The organism is Mycobacterium heidelbergense, from assembly GCF_010730745.1.
Taxonomy (GTDB): domain Bacteria; phylum Actinomycetota; class Actinomycetes; order Mycobacteriales; family Mycobacteriaceae; genus Mycobacterium; species Mycobacterium heidelbergense.
Genome location: NZ_AP022615.1, coordinates 1401514 through 1418066 on the forward strand (window position 1 = coordinate 1401514; position 16553 = coordinate 1418066).

A 16553-nucleotide genomic window follows, 5' to 3' on the forward strand; every position below is an offset into this window, starting at 1 on the left:
GGGGCTCTAGCGGGCCTGGCCGAGCCCGTCGAGCACCCCCCGGGTGCCTGACAGGCCCAGCCTGGTGGCGCCGGCCTCCAGCATCGCGAGGGCGTCCGCGGCGGTGCGGATGCCGCCGCTGGCCTTGACGCCCAGTCGCCCACCGACGGTCTCGGCCATCAGGGCGACCGCGCGCACCGACGCCCCGCCCGCGGGATGAAACCCCGTCGAGGTCTTGACGAAGTCCGCGCCGGCGTCCTCGGCGGCGCGGCACACGTCCGCCAGCCTGCGGCCGTCCGCCCCGCCGAGCAGCACCGCCGACTCCACGATCACCTTGAGGACGGCCCGGGGCACGGCGGCGCGCACCGCCTCGATGTCGGATCGCACCGCGTCGACATCCCCGGCCAGGGCGACGCCGACATCGATGACCATGTCGATCTCGCTGGCGCCGGACGCCGCGGCCCGCGCGGCCTCCAGCGCCTTGACCGCCGGCACGTGCTTGCCCGACGGAAAACCCGCCACCGCCGCCACCCGCATGTCGCCGCCGGCGCGCGCCGCGACCGGCACCATCGACGGCGAGACGCACACCGCGTAGACGCCCAGGTCGACGGCTTCGGCGACCAGGGCGGCCACGTCGGCACGGGTGGCCTCGGGTTTGAGCAGGGTGTGGTCGATCAGCGCGGCCAGCTGCGCCCGGGTGGGTGGGCTCGCCACTAGAACGCTTCTTCGAGCCGCCGTCGACCACCGGCCGGCGCGGCCAGCGGGGCCTTCATCCCGCTAGCGCGACTTGCCCTGAATTTCGAGGAGTTTGGGCCGCACGTCGACGAGGTAGACGCCGGCGGCGCACGCCGCGATCGCCATGCCGAGCACGCCGAAAACGAAACTGAGGATGGACGTCAGCGCGACGGCCAGACCGAGGATCACCAGCCACACCGGCTTGGTCAGCTTGTCCGCGGCGGTATAGGCGTCGGGTCGCTGCATCGCCGCGTGCACAAACGCGTACACCGCCGTCACCAGGACGGCGACCTGCAAGACCAACATGACGGTACCCACGAGGTGGTTCACGCCCTAAGCGTATGCGGGGACCGTCCGAAACGTCGACTCCGAGTCGCCGTGGGGCGACCCGGAGTCGAGTGCGTTGGCCGTGTCCGACTACTTCTGGGTGACCTTCTTGGCCGAAGCCTTCTTGGCCGGGACCTTCTTCGCCGGAGCCTTCTTGGCCGGGGCCTTCTTGGCGGGAGCCTTCTTGGGCGCCGCGGCCTTCTTGGGCAGCTCGATGCCGACCAGCTTGGCCGCGCGCTCGCCGACCGCGCGGGTCTGCGACGCGACGGTGCCCAGCGCCTCCTGGGTCAGCTCGACGGCCTGGTCCACGTAGCCCTCGGCGCGCGCCGACGCGTCCTCGAACGGCCGCTGGCTGCGCAGCCGATCCAACGCGGCCTCGCCCCGCTCGACCAGCTCGTTGTACCGGTTGGTCGCCGCGTCCAGGTAGCCCTCGGCGGCCTTGCGCAGCTCGTCGGTGGTGAACCGGTCGCGCAGCTCGGTCAGCTGCTCGGGCAGGTCATCCTGCAGCTTGGACAGGCGAGCACGCCTCTCCTCGACGCGGCTGCGGGTTTCGGTGCGGGTCTCCTCGGCGCGCTCACGCAGGTTGGTGATCAAGTCGTTGACGGTGGCCAGGGCCAGGTCGGCCGCGCCCAGCGCCGCCAGCAACGGAGCCCGCAAGTCGTCGATGTTTGGGTTTTCAGCCATGGTGTTTTCCTTTCATGGTTTGTTTTTCGTTATCGGCGTTACTTAGGTGTCATTGGGGTGTGATTGGGAAAATTTGGTGCAAGGGGAAATTTGTGATGTCTGGGCCCGGCTACCCCGTAGCGATGCCGGCCAAAACCGGGCCGATCATGCGTCGCTGTCGGACTCGTTCGGACACTCCTCATACGCGGATTCGTTCTGTTGGGTGAAGGAGGCGTAGATGTCGAGCAGAATCTGCTTCTGACGCTCGGTGATCGCCGTATCGGTGATGATGGCGTCGCGCACCTGGCTCTTGTCGCAGGGCTCGAGGATTCCGGCCCGCACGTAGAGCACCTCGGCGGACACGCGCAGCGCCTTCGCGATCTGGCTCAGGACGTCGGCGGACGGTTTGCGCAGCCCGCGCTCCACCTGGCTCAGGTAGGGATTGCTGACGCCGGAGCGTTCGGCGAGCTGTCGCACCGACACCTGGGCGTTCTCGCGCAGGTCCCTGATGAAGCTGCCGAGGTCGGACGCCATGTCGGAGGCCGCCGTCGACACCTTGGCGGAGAGCTTCTCCTCGGGTGCCATCGGGTGCTCCTGGGTCTGGGTTTGATCGTGACGGACCCCAGACTACGGCCAAGTGCTTGCTATTGCAAGCACTTGTTAGCACTTCTAGAAAAGCAGCTGCGCGACGGCGTAGATGACCAGCCCGGCCAGCGCGCCCACCACGGTGCCGTTGATCCGGATGAACTGCAGGTCACGGCCCACGTGCAGCTCGATGCGCCGGCTGGCCTCCTCGGCGTCCCAGCGCTCGATCGTGTCGGTGATGATCGCGGTGATCTCCACCCCGTACTGGGACACCAGGTGCTGGGCCGCCCGCACGATCCAGTTGTCGACCTTGTCGCGCAGGTCGGCGTCGTCGCGCAGCGACTCCCCGATGCGGACCACGGTGTCGGCGATGCGCGTCCGCAGCGTGCTGGACGGGTCGTCGACCCCCTCGAGCACGAGCCGCTTGAGCGTCTTCCACGCCGTCGCGGCGGCGTTGGCGATCTCGTCGCGCGCCATCAGCTGTTCCTTGACCGCGTCGGCGCGCGCGATCGTGTCCGGGTCGTTCTGCAGGTCGTCGGCGAACTCGAACAGGAAGCGCGTGGCCGAACGGCGCAATTCGTGGTCGGGGTTGCGGCGGACCTTGTCGGTGAAGTCCATCAGCTCCCGGTGGATGCGGTCGCCGACGAGGTGGTCGATGAAGCGGGGCGACCAGCTCGGCGAGTCGCGCTCGACCACCCGCTGGATGACCTCCCCGGCGTTCAGGGACCACTGGAACGCCCGGTCGGCCAGCAGCTGGATCAGCGCCTCCTGGCGGTTCTCGGCCAGCAGCGTCGACAGCACGCGGCCCACCGGCGGACCCCATTGCGGCTCGGCGATGCGGCGCACGATCATCCGATCGATCACCTGCTGGATCTCCTCGTCGCGCAGCAGCTCCACCAGCACCCGCAGCACCGTCGCCGCCTCGCCGGCCACCCGCTCGGCGTGCGCGGCCTCCGACAGCCACTTACCGAGCCGGCCGGACACCTGCGCGTCCCGCAGCTTGGTCTCCACCACCGGCGGCGACAGGAAGTTTTCCCGCACGAACGCTCCCAGCCCCTCCCCGAGCTGGTCCTTCTTGCGCTTGATGATCGCCGTGTGCGGGATCGGGATGCCCAGCGGGTGCTTGAACAGCGCGGTCACCGCGAACCAGTCGGCCAGGGCGCCCACCATGCCGGCCTCGGCGGCCGCGCCGACGTAGCCGACCCACGCGCCCGTGCCGGCGTGACCCTGCGCCCACCGGCAGGCGAGGAACACGCCGGTGGCACCGACCAGAAAGCCCAGCGCCACCATCTTCATCCGGCGCAGCGCCGCCCGCCGCTCGGCGTCGGCCTGCGGATCGGCCCCGGCGAAGGACTCCGCCAGGGACGTCCGGGCCTGCCGGGCGCCGGTCGACGGCCCGATCAACTCCAGCCTCGCCGCCGGCGATCCCGGTGCTTCGCCTCCGTGTGAGGCCCGGTGTGCCACCACACCATCATGTATCGCCGCGGGCGGTTAGTGTTACCGCCCTGCTTGAGCGGCCCACACACACGCGGGCCATCCGCCAAAAGAGCACCCGCAAGCCGTAGTATCGGGAGCGTCTGATGAGTGGGAAGCGGCGACAGTGGCAGAGCGGATCCCGGCTGTGACCGTGAAGACGGACGGCCGCAAGCGGCGCTGGCACCAACACAAGGTGGAGCGCCGTAACGAGCTGGTTGACGGCACGATCGATGCGATTCGCCTGCACGGCCGCTTCCTGAGCATGGACGAAATCGCCGCGGAGATCGGCGTTTCCAAGACCGTGCTCTACCGCTACTTTGAGGACAAGAACGACCTGACCACCGCGGTGATGATGCGCTTTACCCAGACCACGCTGATCCCCAACATGGCGGGGGCGCTGTCGTCCAACCTGGACGGCTTCGACCTGACCCGCGAGGTCATCCGGGTGTACGTCGAAACCGTGGCGAATGAACCGGAGCCGTATCGGTTCGTGATGTCCAACAGCTCTGCCAGCAAGAGCAAGGTGATCGCCGACTCCGAGCGCATCATCGCCCGCATGATCGCGGTGATGATGCGCCGCCGGATGCAACAGGTCGGGATGGACACCGGCGGGGCGGAGCCATGGTCCTACCTGATCGTCGGCGGCGTGCAGCTGGCCACCCACTCCTGGATGTCCGACCCGCGGATGAGCCGCGACGAGCTGATCGACTACCTGACCATGCTGAGCTGGAGCGCGATCTGCGGGATCGCCGAGGCGGGCGGGTCGCTGGAGAAGTTCCGCGAGCAGCCGCATCCCTCGCCGATCGTGCCGCCGCGAGAGCCATGAGATCGCGGGTCCCGTGCCTGGCGTGAGCGTGGGCTCACGGCTGAGATCGTGGGCCTACGCGCTTCGCACCACCAACCCGCCGCCGGACGGGCCGGTCGACCTCGTCACGCGCTGGCTCGTGGTCACCCGCGCCGCGGTGCTGCCGATGACGCTGGTTTCCGGCCTGGTGGCCGCGTTGCTGGCGGTCGGCAAACCCGGGCTGGACTGGCGCTGGCTGGTCCTGGCCGTGCTGGGGATCACGCTGGCGCACACGGCCAACAACCTGATGAACGACCTCTACGACACCCGGGTCGGCACCGACAGCGCCACCTATCCGCGCGCGCTGTACGCCCCCCATCCGGTGCTGTCCGGGCTGATCGGCCGCCGCACGCTGGGGCTGGCGATCCTGGCGGTCAACGTCGCCGACCTGGCGATCCTGGTCGTGCTGGCGTGGGCGCGCGGGTGGCCCGTGGTGGCCTTCGCGGTCGGCGGGTTCGCCCTGAGCGTCGCCTACACGGCGCCGCCGCTGCGGCTGAAGAAACGCGGCCTCGGCGAACCCGACGTCTTCGTCGTGTGGGGTCCGCTGATGGTGTGCGGCACGTACTACTCCGCGGTCGGCGCGGTCGGCTGGGACGTGGTGCTGGCGTCGCCGCCCTATGGCCTGCTGTGCACGACGGTGCTGATGGGCAAGCACATCGACAAGATCCCGTACGACGAACCCCTCGGGATACGGACGCTGCCGGTGCTGCTCGGCGAGGCGCGCGCCCGCGCGGTGACGCTGGCCATGATGGTCGGCTTCTACGTGCTGGTCGCCGTCGCGGTCGCGGTGGGCGCGATGCCCTGGCCGGCGCTGCTCGTCGTCTTTGCGCTGCCGCGGCTGGCGAAGGTCTGGCCATACTTCCGTCGCCCGAAACCCGACGAGCCGCCACCGAAATTTCCGGTGTGGCCGCTGTGGTACGCGGCGCTGGCCTGGGTACACGTGCGTCAGGCGGGGGCGCTGCTGGTCGTGGGCCTCGCGATCGGCGCCGCGCTGCGCATTTTGTGAATCCCGCCAGTCGTGTGACCCGAATCCCGCCCGGCAGGGCGATTTGAACCGCCCGAACGGCTAGCATGCAGGGAGCATCGGGGGCAGACGAGGATGCGCCGTTTGCCGACGCGTCTATGCCTCCGAGACAAAGAAAGGCTCTCATCGTTATGGCCGTGCAGCTGACGCCGCATTTTGGAAACGTGCAAGCCCATTACGATCTGTCCGACGACTTCTTTCGGCTGTTCCTGGACCCCACCCAGACCTACAGCTGCGCCTACTTCGAGCGCGACGACATGACGCTGGAGGAGGCGCAGCTCGCCAAGATCGACCTGGCGCTGGGCAAGTTGCGCCTTGAGCCGGGCATGACGCTGCTGGACATCGGCTGCGGCTGGGGCGCCACCATGGCACGCGCCATCGAGAAATACGACGTCAACGTCGTCGGGCTGACGCTGTCCGAGAACCAGGCCGCCCATGTCCAGAAAATGTTCGACCAGATGGACTCCCCGCGCACCAGGCAGGTGCTGCTGGAGGGCTGGGAGAAGTTCCACGAACCGGTCGACCGGGTCGTGTCGATCGGTGCCTTTGAGCACTTCGGCCGCCAGCGCTGGGGCCGCTTCTTCAAGATGGCCCACCAGGTGCTGCCGGTCGATGGCGTGATGCTGCTGCACACCATCTCGCGTCCCACCTTCAAAGACGCCCGGGCGCGGGGCAGGCCGCTGACCCACGAAATCGTTCACTTCACCCAATTCATCCTGGCCGAGATCTTCCCCGGCGGCTGGCTGCCGACGATCCCGTCGGTCGACGAGCACGCGTCCGCGGCCGGCTTCAAGGTGGCTCGGATCCAGTCGTTGCAACTGCACTACGCCAAAACCCTGGACCTGTGGGCTGGCGCGCTCGAGGCCAACAGGGAAACGGCCGTCGCGATCCAGTCCGAAGAGGTCTACGAGCGGTACATGAAGTACCTCACCGGCTGCGCCAAGCTGTTTCGCCAGGGATACACCGACGTCAATCAGTTCACCTTGGAAAAGTAGGGCCGCGGCCGCTACTTCGTCAGCGTGAACTGCCCCACGTCGGTGATCCCTTTGCGGAAGAAGTTCTCGCACCCGGTCAGATAGTGCATGTAGCGGTCGTAGACCTCTTCGGACTGGATCGCGATGGCCTTTTCTCTATTGGCCTCTAAATTGGTCGCCCACATGTGCAGCGTCCGCTCGTAATGCTCGCGCAGCAATTGCACTCTTTCGACCGAGAACCCGGCCGGCTGCGCGAACTTGACGATGTCCTCCTGCGCCGGCAACTGTCCGCCCGGGAAAATCACCGTGCCGATGAACTTCGCGAATCGCACATCGTTCATCGTCAGCGTGACGCCGCGCGCGGGCATCTCCTGCCATTGATACGTCAAAATCGTGTGCAACAACATCCGGCCGTCGTCGGGAAGGATGTCATAGGCGCGCTGGAAGAACGCGGGCCAACGTTCCGCCTTGAACGCTTCGAAGGCGCCGATCGAGACGATGCGGTCCACCTTGTCGTCGAACTCTTCCCAGCCCTGCAACCGGATCTCGACGTTGCGCTGGGTCGGCATCCCGGCCAGTTTGGCCTTGCTGTACTCGAACTGATTGCGGCTGAGCGTGATGCCGATGACGTTGACGTCGAATTTCGTGATCGCCCGCACCAGCGCCCCACCCCAGCCGCAACCGATGTCGAGCAGCGTCATCCCGGGCTCGAGGTTCAGCTTGCCGAGCGCCAGGTCGAACTTCGCGTTCTGGGCTTCTTCGAGGGTCATGTCGTCCCGCTCGAAGTATGCGCAGGTGTAACCCATCGTTGGGTCTAGGAACAGCGCGAAGAACTCGTCTGAGACGTCATAGATGGATTGCGACTCTTCGTAATAGGGCCTCAACTTGGCCATGCGCGGTGGACACCTCTCGTCTGATGAATGCCGAGCGATGATAACCGATCGGCGGCGGCCGGCGTGCACTGCGACGCCCAATCGGATCAGTAAGCGTAGAAACCGTGACCCGATTTCTTGCCCAGCCGACCCGCCTCGACCATGCGGAGCAGCAGCGGCGGCGGGCCATACTGCGGGTCCTTGAATTCCTCGAACATTTTGTCCGCGATCAGCTTCAGGGTGTCCAGGCCGACAAGGTCGGACAGCCGCAGCGGGCCCATGGGGTGCGACAGCCCGGCGACGACGGCCTTGTCGACGTCTTCGACGGTGGCAAAACCGGCCTCGACCATCCGGATCGCCGACAGCAAATAGGGCACCAGCAGCGCGTTCACCACGAAGCCGGACCGGTCCGAGCAGCGCACCACCTGTTTGCCCAGGACCGCGCCGGCGAACTCCTCGGTGCGCGCGGCGGCGGCCTCGTCGGTGACCAGCGTGCTGACCAACTCGACCAGCGGCAACACCGGGACCGGGTTGAAGAAGTGCAGGCCCAGCACGCGCTGCGGGTTCTTGGTGGCCGCGGCGACCTTCATGATCGGAATGCTGGAGGTGTTCGACGCCAGCACCGCGTCGGGATCGGTGATCACCCGGTCCAGTTCGGCGAAGACCTGAGCCTTGACGGCCTCGTCCTCGACGATGGCCTCGATCACCAGCTGCCGGTCGGCCAGGTCTTTCAGGTCGGTGGTGAACGTCAACTTGCTCAGCGCGCGGTCGCGCTCCCGCTCGGTCACCTTGCCCGCGGAAACGCCGCGCTCCAAGGACTTCACGATGCGGTTGCGCCCGGCCGTGATCAGCGCCTCGGTCGGCTCGTACACCGTCACGTCCACGCCGGCGCGGACGGAAACCTCGGCGATGCCGGAGCCCATCTGCCCGGCCCCGACAACCCCAACCCGGTGGATCGCTGCGTCGCTCACTTGTCGTTGTCTCCAGTCGCATTGTCATGCACCGCAATAGGCCCCGCCCAGGTTGGCCGGGCGGGGCCTATGCTGTCAACTTCTCCTTCTACCGCGAGCCCCTACCGCGAGCTCCTACCGCGAGCAGCTATCTGGGGGGCTGAGGCCCCGCCGTGGGGGATGAAAATTTGGTGGTGTCGTTCGGCGTGGCTAGGTGGTTGCTTGGCGTGCTGGCGGGGTTGACGCTGGAGGGGTGTTTCGGTGGATCCCGTTGCGTCTGTGTTGTCGTGAGCACGCCGAGCAGCTTGGGACGAAGGGTACCCCGTGGTTGTGCGGGGGCCGTGGTTTGTTGCCTGTGAGCACGCGAGTGAGACTCCTGTTTGTTTTCACTCTTCCCGGAACACGCTGATTAACAACAGGTTCTAGATGATGAGGTGATTGATCATGGAGGTGGTCCATCGGCGGTGTGCAGGCCTTGATGTTTCCAAGAAGGACGCCAAGGTCTGTGTCCGGGTTCAGGGTCAGGGTCGGCGCGCCACCACGACGACGGTGAGCACGTGGGTTCGACCACCAGCCAGATCCTGGCGTTGCGCGAGCATCTGCTGGCTGAGCAGGTCAGCTGTGTGGTGATCGAATCGACGTCGGATTATTGGAAGCCGTTTTACTACCTGCTTGAAGATGCGCTGCCGGTGATCTTGGCCAACGCTAAGGCGGTGCGTAATGTGCCTGGCCGCAAGACCGATGTCTCGGATGCGATGTGGCTGGCTGACCTGGGCGCACACGGGCTGGTACGCGCCTCGTTCGTGCCGCCGCAGCCGATTCGGGAGTTACGCGATCTGACGCGGGCGCGCACCATGATCACCCGGGCGCGTACCAAGGAGATTCAGCGGCTAGAGAAACTGCTCGAAGACGCCGGGATCAAACTGTCGGCGGTGGCCTCTGACATCGTCGGGGTCTCCGGGCGGGCGATGCTCGAGGCGCTGATCGCCGGGCAGCGCGATCCGGCGGTGCTGGCTGATCTGGCCAAACAACGGCTGCGGGAGAAGATCCCCGCGCTCACCGAGGCGCTGCGCGGGCGGTTTAACGACCATCACGCGTTCATGACGCGGTTGTATCTGGATCGCATCGACGCCCACGACGCCGACGTCGCCCGCCTAGATGAACGCATCGAGGAGGCGATCCAACCCTTTCAAGCCATCCGGGAGTTACTCATGAGCATCCCGGGCTTTTCGACGATCGTGGCCGATGTGTTCATCGCCGAGACCGGCGCGGACATGAGCGTGTTTCCCACTGCGGCGCACCTGGCGTCGTGGGCTGGGGTGGTGCCCGGTTGCAACGAATCAGCGGGCCGGGTCAAATCAGCGGCCACCCGAGCGGGCAACCGCTACCTCAAAGCCGCCCTCGGGGTCGCGGCCCTCTCGGCGGCCCGCAGCAAAGACACCTACTACAACGCCCGCTACCGACGCATCGCCGGCAGCCGCCCACCCCAGCCAAAACGCAGGAACAGAACCAAAGCCCAGCACAGCTCACCAGCGGGCATGATCGCCCTGGTCGCCCTGGAACACAAGATGCTCACCGACGCCTACAACATGCTGATCAACGGCGCTTTCTACCGCGACCCCGGCCCCGGCTACTACACCCGCCACCACCCCAGCAAGACCAAGGCCAACGCCATCAAGCAGCTCGAAGCCCTGGGATACAACGTCATCCTCGAACCACTCACCGAAGTCGCCTAACACCAGGGGCCAGCGACTCACCCGCTTCGGGTCACCACATTTTCGAGTGAGACGCAGACTCGCATAAATCCGGCCGCCGGAATGCGATTCCGCGTCTGCTCGCGAGGGCCGGGAGGCCGGGCGGGCCGGGCGGCCTCAGGGCCTGCGGGCCTCAGGGCCTCAGTGGAACTGGCCCTCCTCGGTGGAGCCGGTGAGCGCGGTGGTCGACGAGTCCGGGTCCACCGTGGTGGCGATGCGGTCGAAGTAACCGGCGCCGACCTCGCGCTGGTGCTTGGTCGCCGTGTAGCCGCGCTCCTCGGCGGCGAACTCGCGCTCCTGCAGCTCGACGTAGGCGCTCATCTGGTTGCGGGCATAGCCGTAGGCCAGGTCGAACATCGAGTAGTTCAGCGCGTGGAAGCCGGCCAGCGTGATGAACTGGAACTTGAATCCCATTGCGGCAAGCTCCTTTTGGAACTTCGCGATGGTGCCATCGTCGAGGTGCTTGCGCCAGTTGAACGACGGCGAGCAGTTGTACGCCAGCATCTGGTCGGGGTAGGCGCCCTTGACCGCCTCGGAGAACTTCCGCGCCACCTCGAGGTCCGGGGTGCCCGTCTCCATCCAGATCAGGTCCGCGAACGGAGCGTAGGCCTTCGCCCGCGCGATGCAGGGCTCGATGCCGTTCTTGGTTCGATAGAACCCCTCGCGGGTGCGCTCGCCGGTGATGAACGGCTGGTCGCGCTCGTCGACGTCGGACGTGATGAGCGTGGCCGCCTCGGCGTCCGTGCGGGCGATCACGACGGTCGGCACGCCGCAGACGTCGGCGGCCAGCCGGGCCGACGTCAGGGTGCGGATGTGCTGCTGGGTCGGGATCAGCACCTTGCCGCCCAGGTGGCCGCACTTCTTCTCCGAAGCCAGCTGGTCCTCCCAGTGCGAACCCGCGACGCCGGCGGCGATCAGGGCCTTCTGCAGCTCGTAGACGTTGAGCGCGCCGCCGAAGCCGGCCTCGCCGTCGGCGACGATCGGCGCCAGCCAGTTCTGCACCGACGTGTCGCCCTCGACCTTGGCGATCTGGTCGGCGCGCTGCAGCGCGTTGTTGATCCGGCGGACCACCTGCGGCACCGAGTTGGCCGGGTACAGGCTCTGGTCGGGGTAGGTCTGGCCCGACAGGTTGGCGTCACCGGCGACCTGCCAGCCCGACAGGTAGATGGCCTTGAGGCCCGCGCGCACCTGCTGGACGGCCTGGTTGCCGGTCAGCGCGCCGAGCGCGTTGACCCATTCCAGGTCGTGCAGCTCCTCCCACAGCACCTCCGCGCCGCGGCGGGCCAGGGTGTGCTCCTCGACCACGGAGCCTTGCAGCGCGACGACGTCCTCGGCGGTGTAGGTGCGGGTGACGTCCTTCCAGCGTGGGTTGGTGTCCCAGTCGTGCTGGATCTGCTCGGGGCTCTTCGGGGTGCCAACGACAGACATGGGGCTTACTCCTTAACGGTCTTCATTGCTGAACTGCCAGCCGCCTCTCGGCGGTAGCTAGGGGCTCAACTTCACTGGTGTGCTAACTCGACCATGGCACAGCTTGTTGAGGCAGGTCTACCCGTTTCATTTGCCAATTTCCGTAATGAGTTCACGCGGATTTGCGAATCTTGCGAAGACGAACGTTAGCTTAACCGTTTCAGAAGCTACCCGTCAGTAACCACATCCCTGCAGGTCAGACCGGAAATCGACGAGGTCGCCGGTTCCGCTACACAGCGAAGATCGCGGCGACGGCTTTCGTCTCGTCGCCGACGGCATATGTGAGCGTCGTAACAGGCCGGTCGGCCAGGTTGGGGCCGAATCGGTCGGTCGAGCCGGCCGGATGGACGTGCGAGATGATCTCCAGCTTGTCGCCGAGCGCGACCGGCGCCTCGTGTTCGATGGTCACCCGCAGCGGTCCCGCCAGCAGGCCGGGGTGCGACGCCAGGTAGTCCTCGATCACGCTCCAGTACACCGCGTTGTTCATGTGGTCGAACAGGTCGATGTCGGTCACCCGGACCGGGAACTCGTGGATCTCTGACGCGTCATCACGGCCGCCCGGCTTCAGGTAGCCCTTCCAGCGCAGCCGGTCCACGGAGGTGGTCTTGTGCAGGCCGGCCAGGAAGTCGTCGGCGATGCGCGCCGGCATCTGGGTCTCCCGGTTGATGTTGATCCAGAACGCCTCGGACTCGATCAGGCCGCCCTTGCGTCCGTCGATGCGGACCCGCATCTCACACCACCGGTTCGAGGTGCCCGAACACCATCGACGCATCCGCAGCATGTCGCCGAACTCGATCGGCCGGATCAGGTCCACCATGGTGCGGCGGACGATCCACAGCGGATGGGTCTCCTCGAAGCCCATCTCGCGCAGCTGGTCCTGGCCGATGTCCTGGATGTGCCGGGCGCCCGCGTCCAGCCGCAGCCTGCCCGTGCGGTCGATGTCGCCGACCCGCAGCGGCCATTCGCGATCGAACACGTCGGGATGGCCGTCGGGCACCGGCATCATCACTTTGTCCAGGCTCACGACTTCACTCCCCATCCTCGTCGGTACCCCAAACTATTACCCAGACGCCCGAGGCGAACCATGCCAATCGGATTTCTCGAACACCAACCATGATGGCACCGTCCCGGGCTGCCAACTCTGCGAACGGTGCCTTCGCAACGACGGGTACGCTGTGTTAGGTGGCCAAAACCTTCGTCGGCTCGCGCGTTCGCCAACTGCGCAACGAGCGCGGGTTCAGCCAGGCCGCGCTGGCCCAGATGCTAGAGATCTCGCCGAGCTACCTCAACCAGATCGAGCACGACGTTCGCCCGCTGACCGTGGCGGTGCTGCTGCGGATCACCGAGGTGTTCGGGGTGGACGCGACCTTCTTCGCCTCGCAGGACGACACCCGGCTGGTCGCCGAGCTGCGCGAGGTGACGATGGATCGCGACCTGGACATCGACGTCGACCCGACGGAGGTGGCCGAGATGGTCGGCGCCCACCCCGCCCTGGCCCGCGCGGTGGTCAACCTGCACCGCCGCTACCGGATCACCACCGCCCAGCTGGCCGCCGCCACCGAGGAGCGGTACTCCGACGGCAGTGGCAGCGGGTCGATCACCATGCCGCACGAAGAGGTGCGCGACTACTTCTACCAACGCCAGAACTACCTGCACGAGCTGGACACCGCCGCCGAAGACCTCACCATCAAGATGCGGTTGCACCACGGCGACCTGGCCCGCGAGCTGACCCGCCGGCTCACCGAGGTGCACGGGGTGCACATCACCAGGCGCATCGATCTCGGCGACACCGTCTTGCACCGCTACGACGCCAAGACCAACACGCTGGAAATCGGCAACCACCTCTCCTCGGGTCAGCAGGTCTTCAAGATGGCAGCCGAGCTGGCGTACCTCGAGTTCGGCGACCTGATCGACGCCCTGGTCGCCGAGGGCAAGTTCACCAGCGAGGAGTCGCACACGCTGGCCCGGCTGGGGCTGGCCAACTACTTCGCCGCCGCCGCGGTGCTGCCCTACCGCCAGTTCCACGACGTCGCCGAGAACTTTCGCTACGACGTCGAGCGGTTGTCATCGTTCTACGCGGTGAGCTACGAGACCATCGCGCACCGGCTCTCGACGCTGCAGCGGCCGACGATGCGCGGGGTGCCGTTCTCGTTCGTCCGGGTGGACCGGGCGGGCAACATGTCAAAGCGACAGTCGGCCACCGGTTTTCACTTCTCTTCCAGCGGCGGCACGTGCCCGTTGTGGAACGTGTACGAAACGTTCGCCAACCCGGGCAAGATCATGGTGCAGATCGCCCAGATGCCCGACGGCCGCAACTACATGTGGGTGGCCCGCACCGTGGAGCGCCGCGCCGCGCGGTATGGTCAGCCCGGTAAAACCTTCGCGATCGGGCTGGGCTGCGAGCTTCGCCACGCCCACCGGCTCGTCTACTCGGAAGGACTGAACTTGGCGGGCGATCTGGAGAACATCGCCACACCGATCGGCGCGGGTTGCCGTGTCTGCGAACGCGACAACTGCCCGCAGCGGGCGTTCCCGGCGTTGGGGCGGGCGCTCGATCTCGACGAGCACCGCAGCACCGTGTCCCCGTACCTGGTGAAGCAAGCGTGAGCGCCGCTCAAGCCGGCCCCGCCGGGCGCATCCCGTCCGGCAGGCTGCGCCAGCTGGGACCGATCAACTGGGTGGTCGCGAAGTTGGCGGCGCGCGCGACGCGGGCGCCCGAGATGCATCTGTTCACCACGCTCGGTCAGCGTCAAGCCCTGTTCTGGGCGTGGTCCCTCTACGGTGGCCGGCTGTTGCGGGGCCGGCTGCCACGCGTCGACACCGAATTGGTGATCCTGCGCGTCGCGCATTTGCGCTCTTCCGAATACGAGCTGCAGCACCACCGCCGGATGGCGCGCCAGTACGGTCTCGATGCTCACATGCAGGCCACGATCTTCGCCTGGCCGGACGCCCCGGAAGGCGACGGCCCGCGAAAGATACTCAGCGCCCGCCAGCAGGCGCTGCTGACGGCGACCGACGAGTTGATCAAGGACCGGTCGATCAGCGACGGCACCTGGCAGCGGCTGGCGACACACCTCGATCGGCGCCGGCTCATCGAATTCTGCTTGCTCGCAACCCAATACGACGGCCTGGCCGCGACGATCGCCGCCTTGGACGTCCCGTTGGACAACCCGCACGGCTAGAAGTAGACGTCGGCCAGCACGGCCAACGTCAGCGCCACGGGCAGCACGGGCAGGCCGAAGCCGAACCCCGACCACACGTAGTTCCCGCGCCGGCGCAACACCGCGCCCCACAGCACCGCGCCGACCGCCAGCACGACCGACAGCAGCAGCACCATCGGCGCCCATCGGCCCACCGCCGCGTTGTCGTCGGCGACCGAAAAGGCCAGCAGCCACAGGACATAGCCCGCGGCGACCCCGCCGGCGGCCCCCGCAATGGTGCCCGTGGATTCGCTGGTGTTCATCGGCGCGCTCAGAAGTTGATCATGTGGCCGATCAGGCCGTGGAAGCACTCCTGCAGCGCCTCCGACATGGTCGGGTGGGTGTGCACGTTGCGGGCCAGCTCGTTCGCGGTCAGGTCCCATTTCTGCGCCAGCGTCAGCTCGGGCAGCAGCTCGGACACGTCATGGCCGACCAGGTGCCCGCCCAGCAGCTCACCATAGCGGGCGTCGGCGACCAGCTTGACGAAACCGCTGGGATCGCCCACGCCGTGCGCTTTGGCGTTGGCGGTGAACGGAAACTTGGCCACCACAACGTCGTAGCCCTCGTCGCGGGCCTGTTCCTCGGTGAGCCCGAAGCTGGCGACGTTCGGCTGGCAGAACGTGGCGCGGGGCAGCATCCGGTAGTCGCCGAGCGCCAAAGTCTCTGCGCCGGCGATGGTTTCGGCCGCCACCACGCCTTGCGCCTCGGCGACGTGGGCCAGCTGCAGCTTGCCGGTGACGTCGCCGATGGCGTAGATGTGGTCGACGTTGGTGCGCATGTAGTCGGTGATGCCGATGGCCTTGCGGTCGGTCAGCGCGACCCCGGCCCGGTCCAGCCCGTAGCCCTCGACGTTGGGCGCAAAACCGATGGCCTGCAACACCTTTTCGGCCTTGAGCTCCTCCGACTTGCCGTCCTTGCTGACCGCCACCCTGACCACGGACCCGTCGTCGGAGATGGAGTCGACCTTGGTCCCGGTCAGAATCTTGACGCCCAGCTTCTTGAACTGCTTCTCGATCTCCTTGGACACCTCGGCGTCCTCGTTGGGCAGCGCGCGCGGCAGGAACTCGACGATGGTGACGTCGACGCCGTAGTTCTTCAGCACGTAGCCGAACTCCATGCCGATGGCCCCGGCCCCGGCGATGACGATCGACTCCGGCAGCTCCCGCGTCATGATCAGTTCCTCGTAGGTGACCACGTTGTCCGAGAGCGACGTTCCCGGAACCAGCCGGGTGCTGCTGCCGGTGGCGATGATGACGTTGTCGAACGTGACCGTCTCGGTTCCGCCGTCGTTGAGCTCGACCGACAACGTGTGCGGGTCGGTGAACCGGCCGTAGCCGTGGATCTCGGTGATCTTGTTCTTCTTCATCAGGAAGTGCACGCCGGCGACGCGGCCCTCGGCCACCTTGCGGCTGCGGTCGAAGGCGATCCCGTAGTCGAAGGTCGCCTCGCCGTTGATGCCAAAGGTCTTGGCCTCCTTGGTGAAGATGTGAGCGAGCTCGGCGTTGCGCAGCAACGCCTTGGACGGGATGCAGCCGACGTTCAGGCAAACCCCGCCCCAGTACTTGGGTTCGACGACCGCGGTGTTCAGGCCCAGCTGCGCGGCGCGAATGGCCGCGACATATCCGCCGGGGCCGGCCCCGAGGACGACGACGTCATAGTGAGAAGTCACGAGCCCACACTAGATGAGTAATTCCGAGGGGTGT

15 protein-coding genes and 2 pseudogenes are annotated in these 16553 nt (G+C 66.8%); 6 read left to right on the plus strand and 11 right to left on the minus strand.

Annotated features, from left to right (window positions below; translation table 11 throughout):
* Positions 1 to 6 precede the first annotated feature (6 nt).
* From deoC to G6N25_RS06745, 5 genes and pseudogenes are all read right to left on the minus strand, one after another.
* A complete protein-coding gene (gene deoC / locus G6N25_RS06725; RefSeq protein ID WP_083074488.1) occupies positions 7 to 693 on the minus strand; it encodes a deoxyribose-phosphate aldolase in 687 nt (228 codons plus the stop codon).
* Positions 694 to 756: 63 nt separating this feature from the next.
* Positions 757 to 1044, minus strand: coding sequence for a DUF2516 family protein (locus G6N25_RS06730; RefSeq protein ID WP_083074487.1), 288 nt, complete (start codon positions 1042 to 1044; stop codon positions 757 to 759).
* A gap of 87 nt (positions 1045 to 1131) precedes the next feature.
* Positions 1132 to 1725 carry a heparin-binding hemagglutinin HbhA gene (gene hbhA / locus G6N25_RS06735; RefSeq protein WP_083074486.1) on the minus strand — a complete coding sequence of 198 codons (594 nt, stop codon included), beginning with the start codon at positions 1723 to 1725 and terminating at the stop codon, positions 1132 to 1134.
* A gap of 143 nt (positions 1726 to 1868) precedes the next feature.
* Positions 1869 to 2289 (minus strand): annotated as a pseudogene (locus G6N25_RS06740) (helix-turn-helix domain-containing protein); the annotation flags it as partial.
* A gap of 84 nt (positions 2290 to 2373) precedes the next feature.
* Entirely contained in the window at positions 2374 to 3756 is a 1383-nt protein-coding gene (locus tag G6N25_RS06745; protein ID WP_142272669.1) for a DUF445 domain-containing protein, read from the minus strand.
* A gap of 133 nt (positions 3757 to 3889) precedes the next feature.
* On the opposite strand from G6N25_RS06745, the gene G6N25_RS06750 reads away from it, so the two are divergent.
* The 3 genes from G6N25_RS06750 to pcaA all read left to right on the plus strand — a co-directional run bounded on the left by G6N25_RS06750 (position 3890) and on the right by pcaA (position 6628).
* The gene (locus G6N25_RS06750) at positions 3890 to 4591 is read left to right on the plus strand and encodes a TetR/AcrR family transcriptional regulator (protein WP_083074484.1); all 702 of its coding nucleotides are present in this window, start codon (positions 3890 to 3892) and stop codon (positions 4589 to 4591) included.
* A 13-nt stretch (positions 4592 to 4604) separates the two neighbouring features.
* Positions 4605 to 5615 carry a prenyltransferase gene (locus G6N25_RS06755; RefSeq protein ID WP_083074483.1) on the plus strand — a complete coding sequence of 337 codons (1011 nt, stop codon included), beginning with the start codon at positions 4605 to 4607 and terminating at the stop codon, positions 5613 to 5615.
* A gap of 149 nt (positions 5616 to 5764) precedes the next feature.
* Entirely contained in the window at positions 5765 to 6628 is an 864-nt protein-coding gene (gene pcaA, locus G6N25_RS06760) for a cyclopropane mycolic acid synthase PcaA (RefSeq protein ID WP_083074482.1), read from the plus strand.
* Between the two features lie 11 nt (positions 6629 to 6639).
* On the opposite strand, the gene G6N25_RS06765 is transcribed toward pcaA, so the two are convergent.
* Positions 6640 to 7500, minus strand: a complete 861-nt coding sequence (locus G6N25_RS06765; protein WP_083074481.1) for a cyclopropane mycolic acid synthase family methyltransferase — start codon at positions 7498 to 7500, stop codon at positions 6640 to 6642.
* Between the two features lie 86 nt (positions 7501 to 7586).
* Positions 7587 to 8450, minus strand: coding sequence for a 3-hydroxybutyryl-CoA dehydrogenase (locus tag G6N25_RS06770; RefSeq protein ID WP_083074480.1), 864 nt, complete (start codon positions 8448 to 8450; stop codon positions 7587 to 7589).
* Between the two features lie 423 nt (positions 8451 to 8873).
* Between G6N25_RS06770 and G6N25_RS06775 the strand changes: the two are divergent.
* Positions 8874 to 10165, plus strand: a pseudogene (locus G6N25_RS06775) (IS110 family RNA-guided transposase).
* 159 nt (positions 10166 to 10324) lie between these two features.
* Here G6N25_RS06775 and aceA read toward each other — a convergent pair.
* Together aceA and G6N25_RS06785 are read right to left on the minus strand one after the other, a co-directional pair.
* On the minus strand, positions 10325 to 11611 hold the full coding sequence (gene aceA / locus G6N25_RS06780; RefSeq protein ID WP_083077604.1) for an isocitrate lyase: 1287 nt from the start codon (positions 11609 to 11611) through the stop codon (positions 10325 to 10327).
* A gap of 268 nt (positions 11612 to 11879) precedes the next feature.
* Positions 11880 to 12674 carry an acyl-[acyl-carrier-protein] thioesterase gene (locus G6N25_RS06785; RefSeq protein ID WP_083077605.1) on the minus strand — a complete coding sequence of 265 codons (795 nt, stop codon included), beginning with the start codon at positions 12672 to 12674 and terminating at the stop codon, positions 11880 to 11882.
* A 158-nt stretch (positions 12675 to 12832) separates the two neighbouring features.
* Between G6N25_RS06785 and ramB the strand changes: the two genes are divergently transcribed.
* Positions 12833 to 14257 (plus strand): acetate metabolism transcriptional regulator RamB, encoded by a 1425-nt coding sequence (ramB, locus tag G6N25_RS06790; protein WP_083077607.1) that lies wholly within the window; start codon positions 12833 to 12835, stop codon positions 14255 to 14257.
* On the plus strand, positions 14254 to 14832 hold the full coding sequence (locus tag G6N25_RS06795) for a carboxymuconolactone decarboxylase family protein (RefSeq protein WP_083077608.1): 579 nt from the start codon (positions 14254 to 14256) through the stop codon (positions 14830 to 14832). Before ramB ends, G6N25_RS06795 begins: the two co-directional genes overlap by 4 nt.
* On the opposite strand, the gene G6N25_RS06800 is transcribed toward G6N25_RS06795, so the two are convergent.
* Together G6N25_RS06800 and lpdA are read right to left on the minus strand one after the other, a co-directional pair.
* Complete coding sequence (locus G6N25_RS06800; RefSeq protein ID WP_083077610.1) at positions 14829 to 15113, minus strand: hypothetical protein; 285 nt, start codon at positions 15111 to 15113, stop codon at positions 14829 to 14831. The genes G6N25_RS06795 and G6N25_RS06800 overlap by 4 nt on opposite strands.
* Positions 15114 to 15121: 8 nt before the next feature.
* A complete protein-coding gene (gene lpdA, locus G6N25_RS06805; protein ID WP_083077611.1) occupies positions 15122 to 16519 on the minus strand; it encodes a dihydrolipoyl dehydrogenase in 1398 nt (465 codons plus the stop codon).
* Positions 16520 to 16553: the final 34 nt, after the last annotated feature.

Excerpts from the sequence above, each read along its gene's own strand:
- aceA (WP_083077604.1), bottom strand. The coding sequence starts at position 11,611 with ATGTCTGTCGTTGGCACCCCGAAGAGCCCCGAGCAGATCCAGCACGAC.
- G6N25_RS06765 (WP_083074481.1), bottom strand. The coding sequence starts at position 7,500 with ATGGCCAAGTTGAGGCCCTATTACGAAGAGTCGCAATCCATCTATGAC.
- hbhA (WP_083074486.1), bottom strand. The coding sequence starts at position 1,725 with ATGGCTGAAAACCCAAACATCGACGACTTGCGGGCTCCGTTGCTGGCG.
- G6N25_RS06800 (WP_083077610.1), bottom strand. The coding sequence starts at position 15,113 with ATGAACACCAGCGAATCCACGGGCACCATTGCGGGGGCCGCCGGCGGG.
- pcaA (WP_083074482.1), top strand. The coding sequence starts at position 5,765 with ATGGCCGTGCAGCTGACGCCGCATTTTGGAAACGTGCAAGCCCATTAC.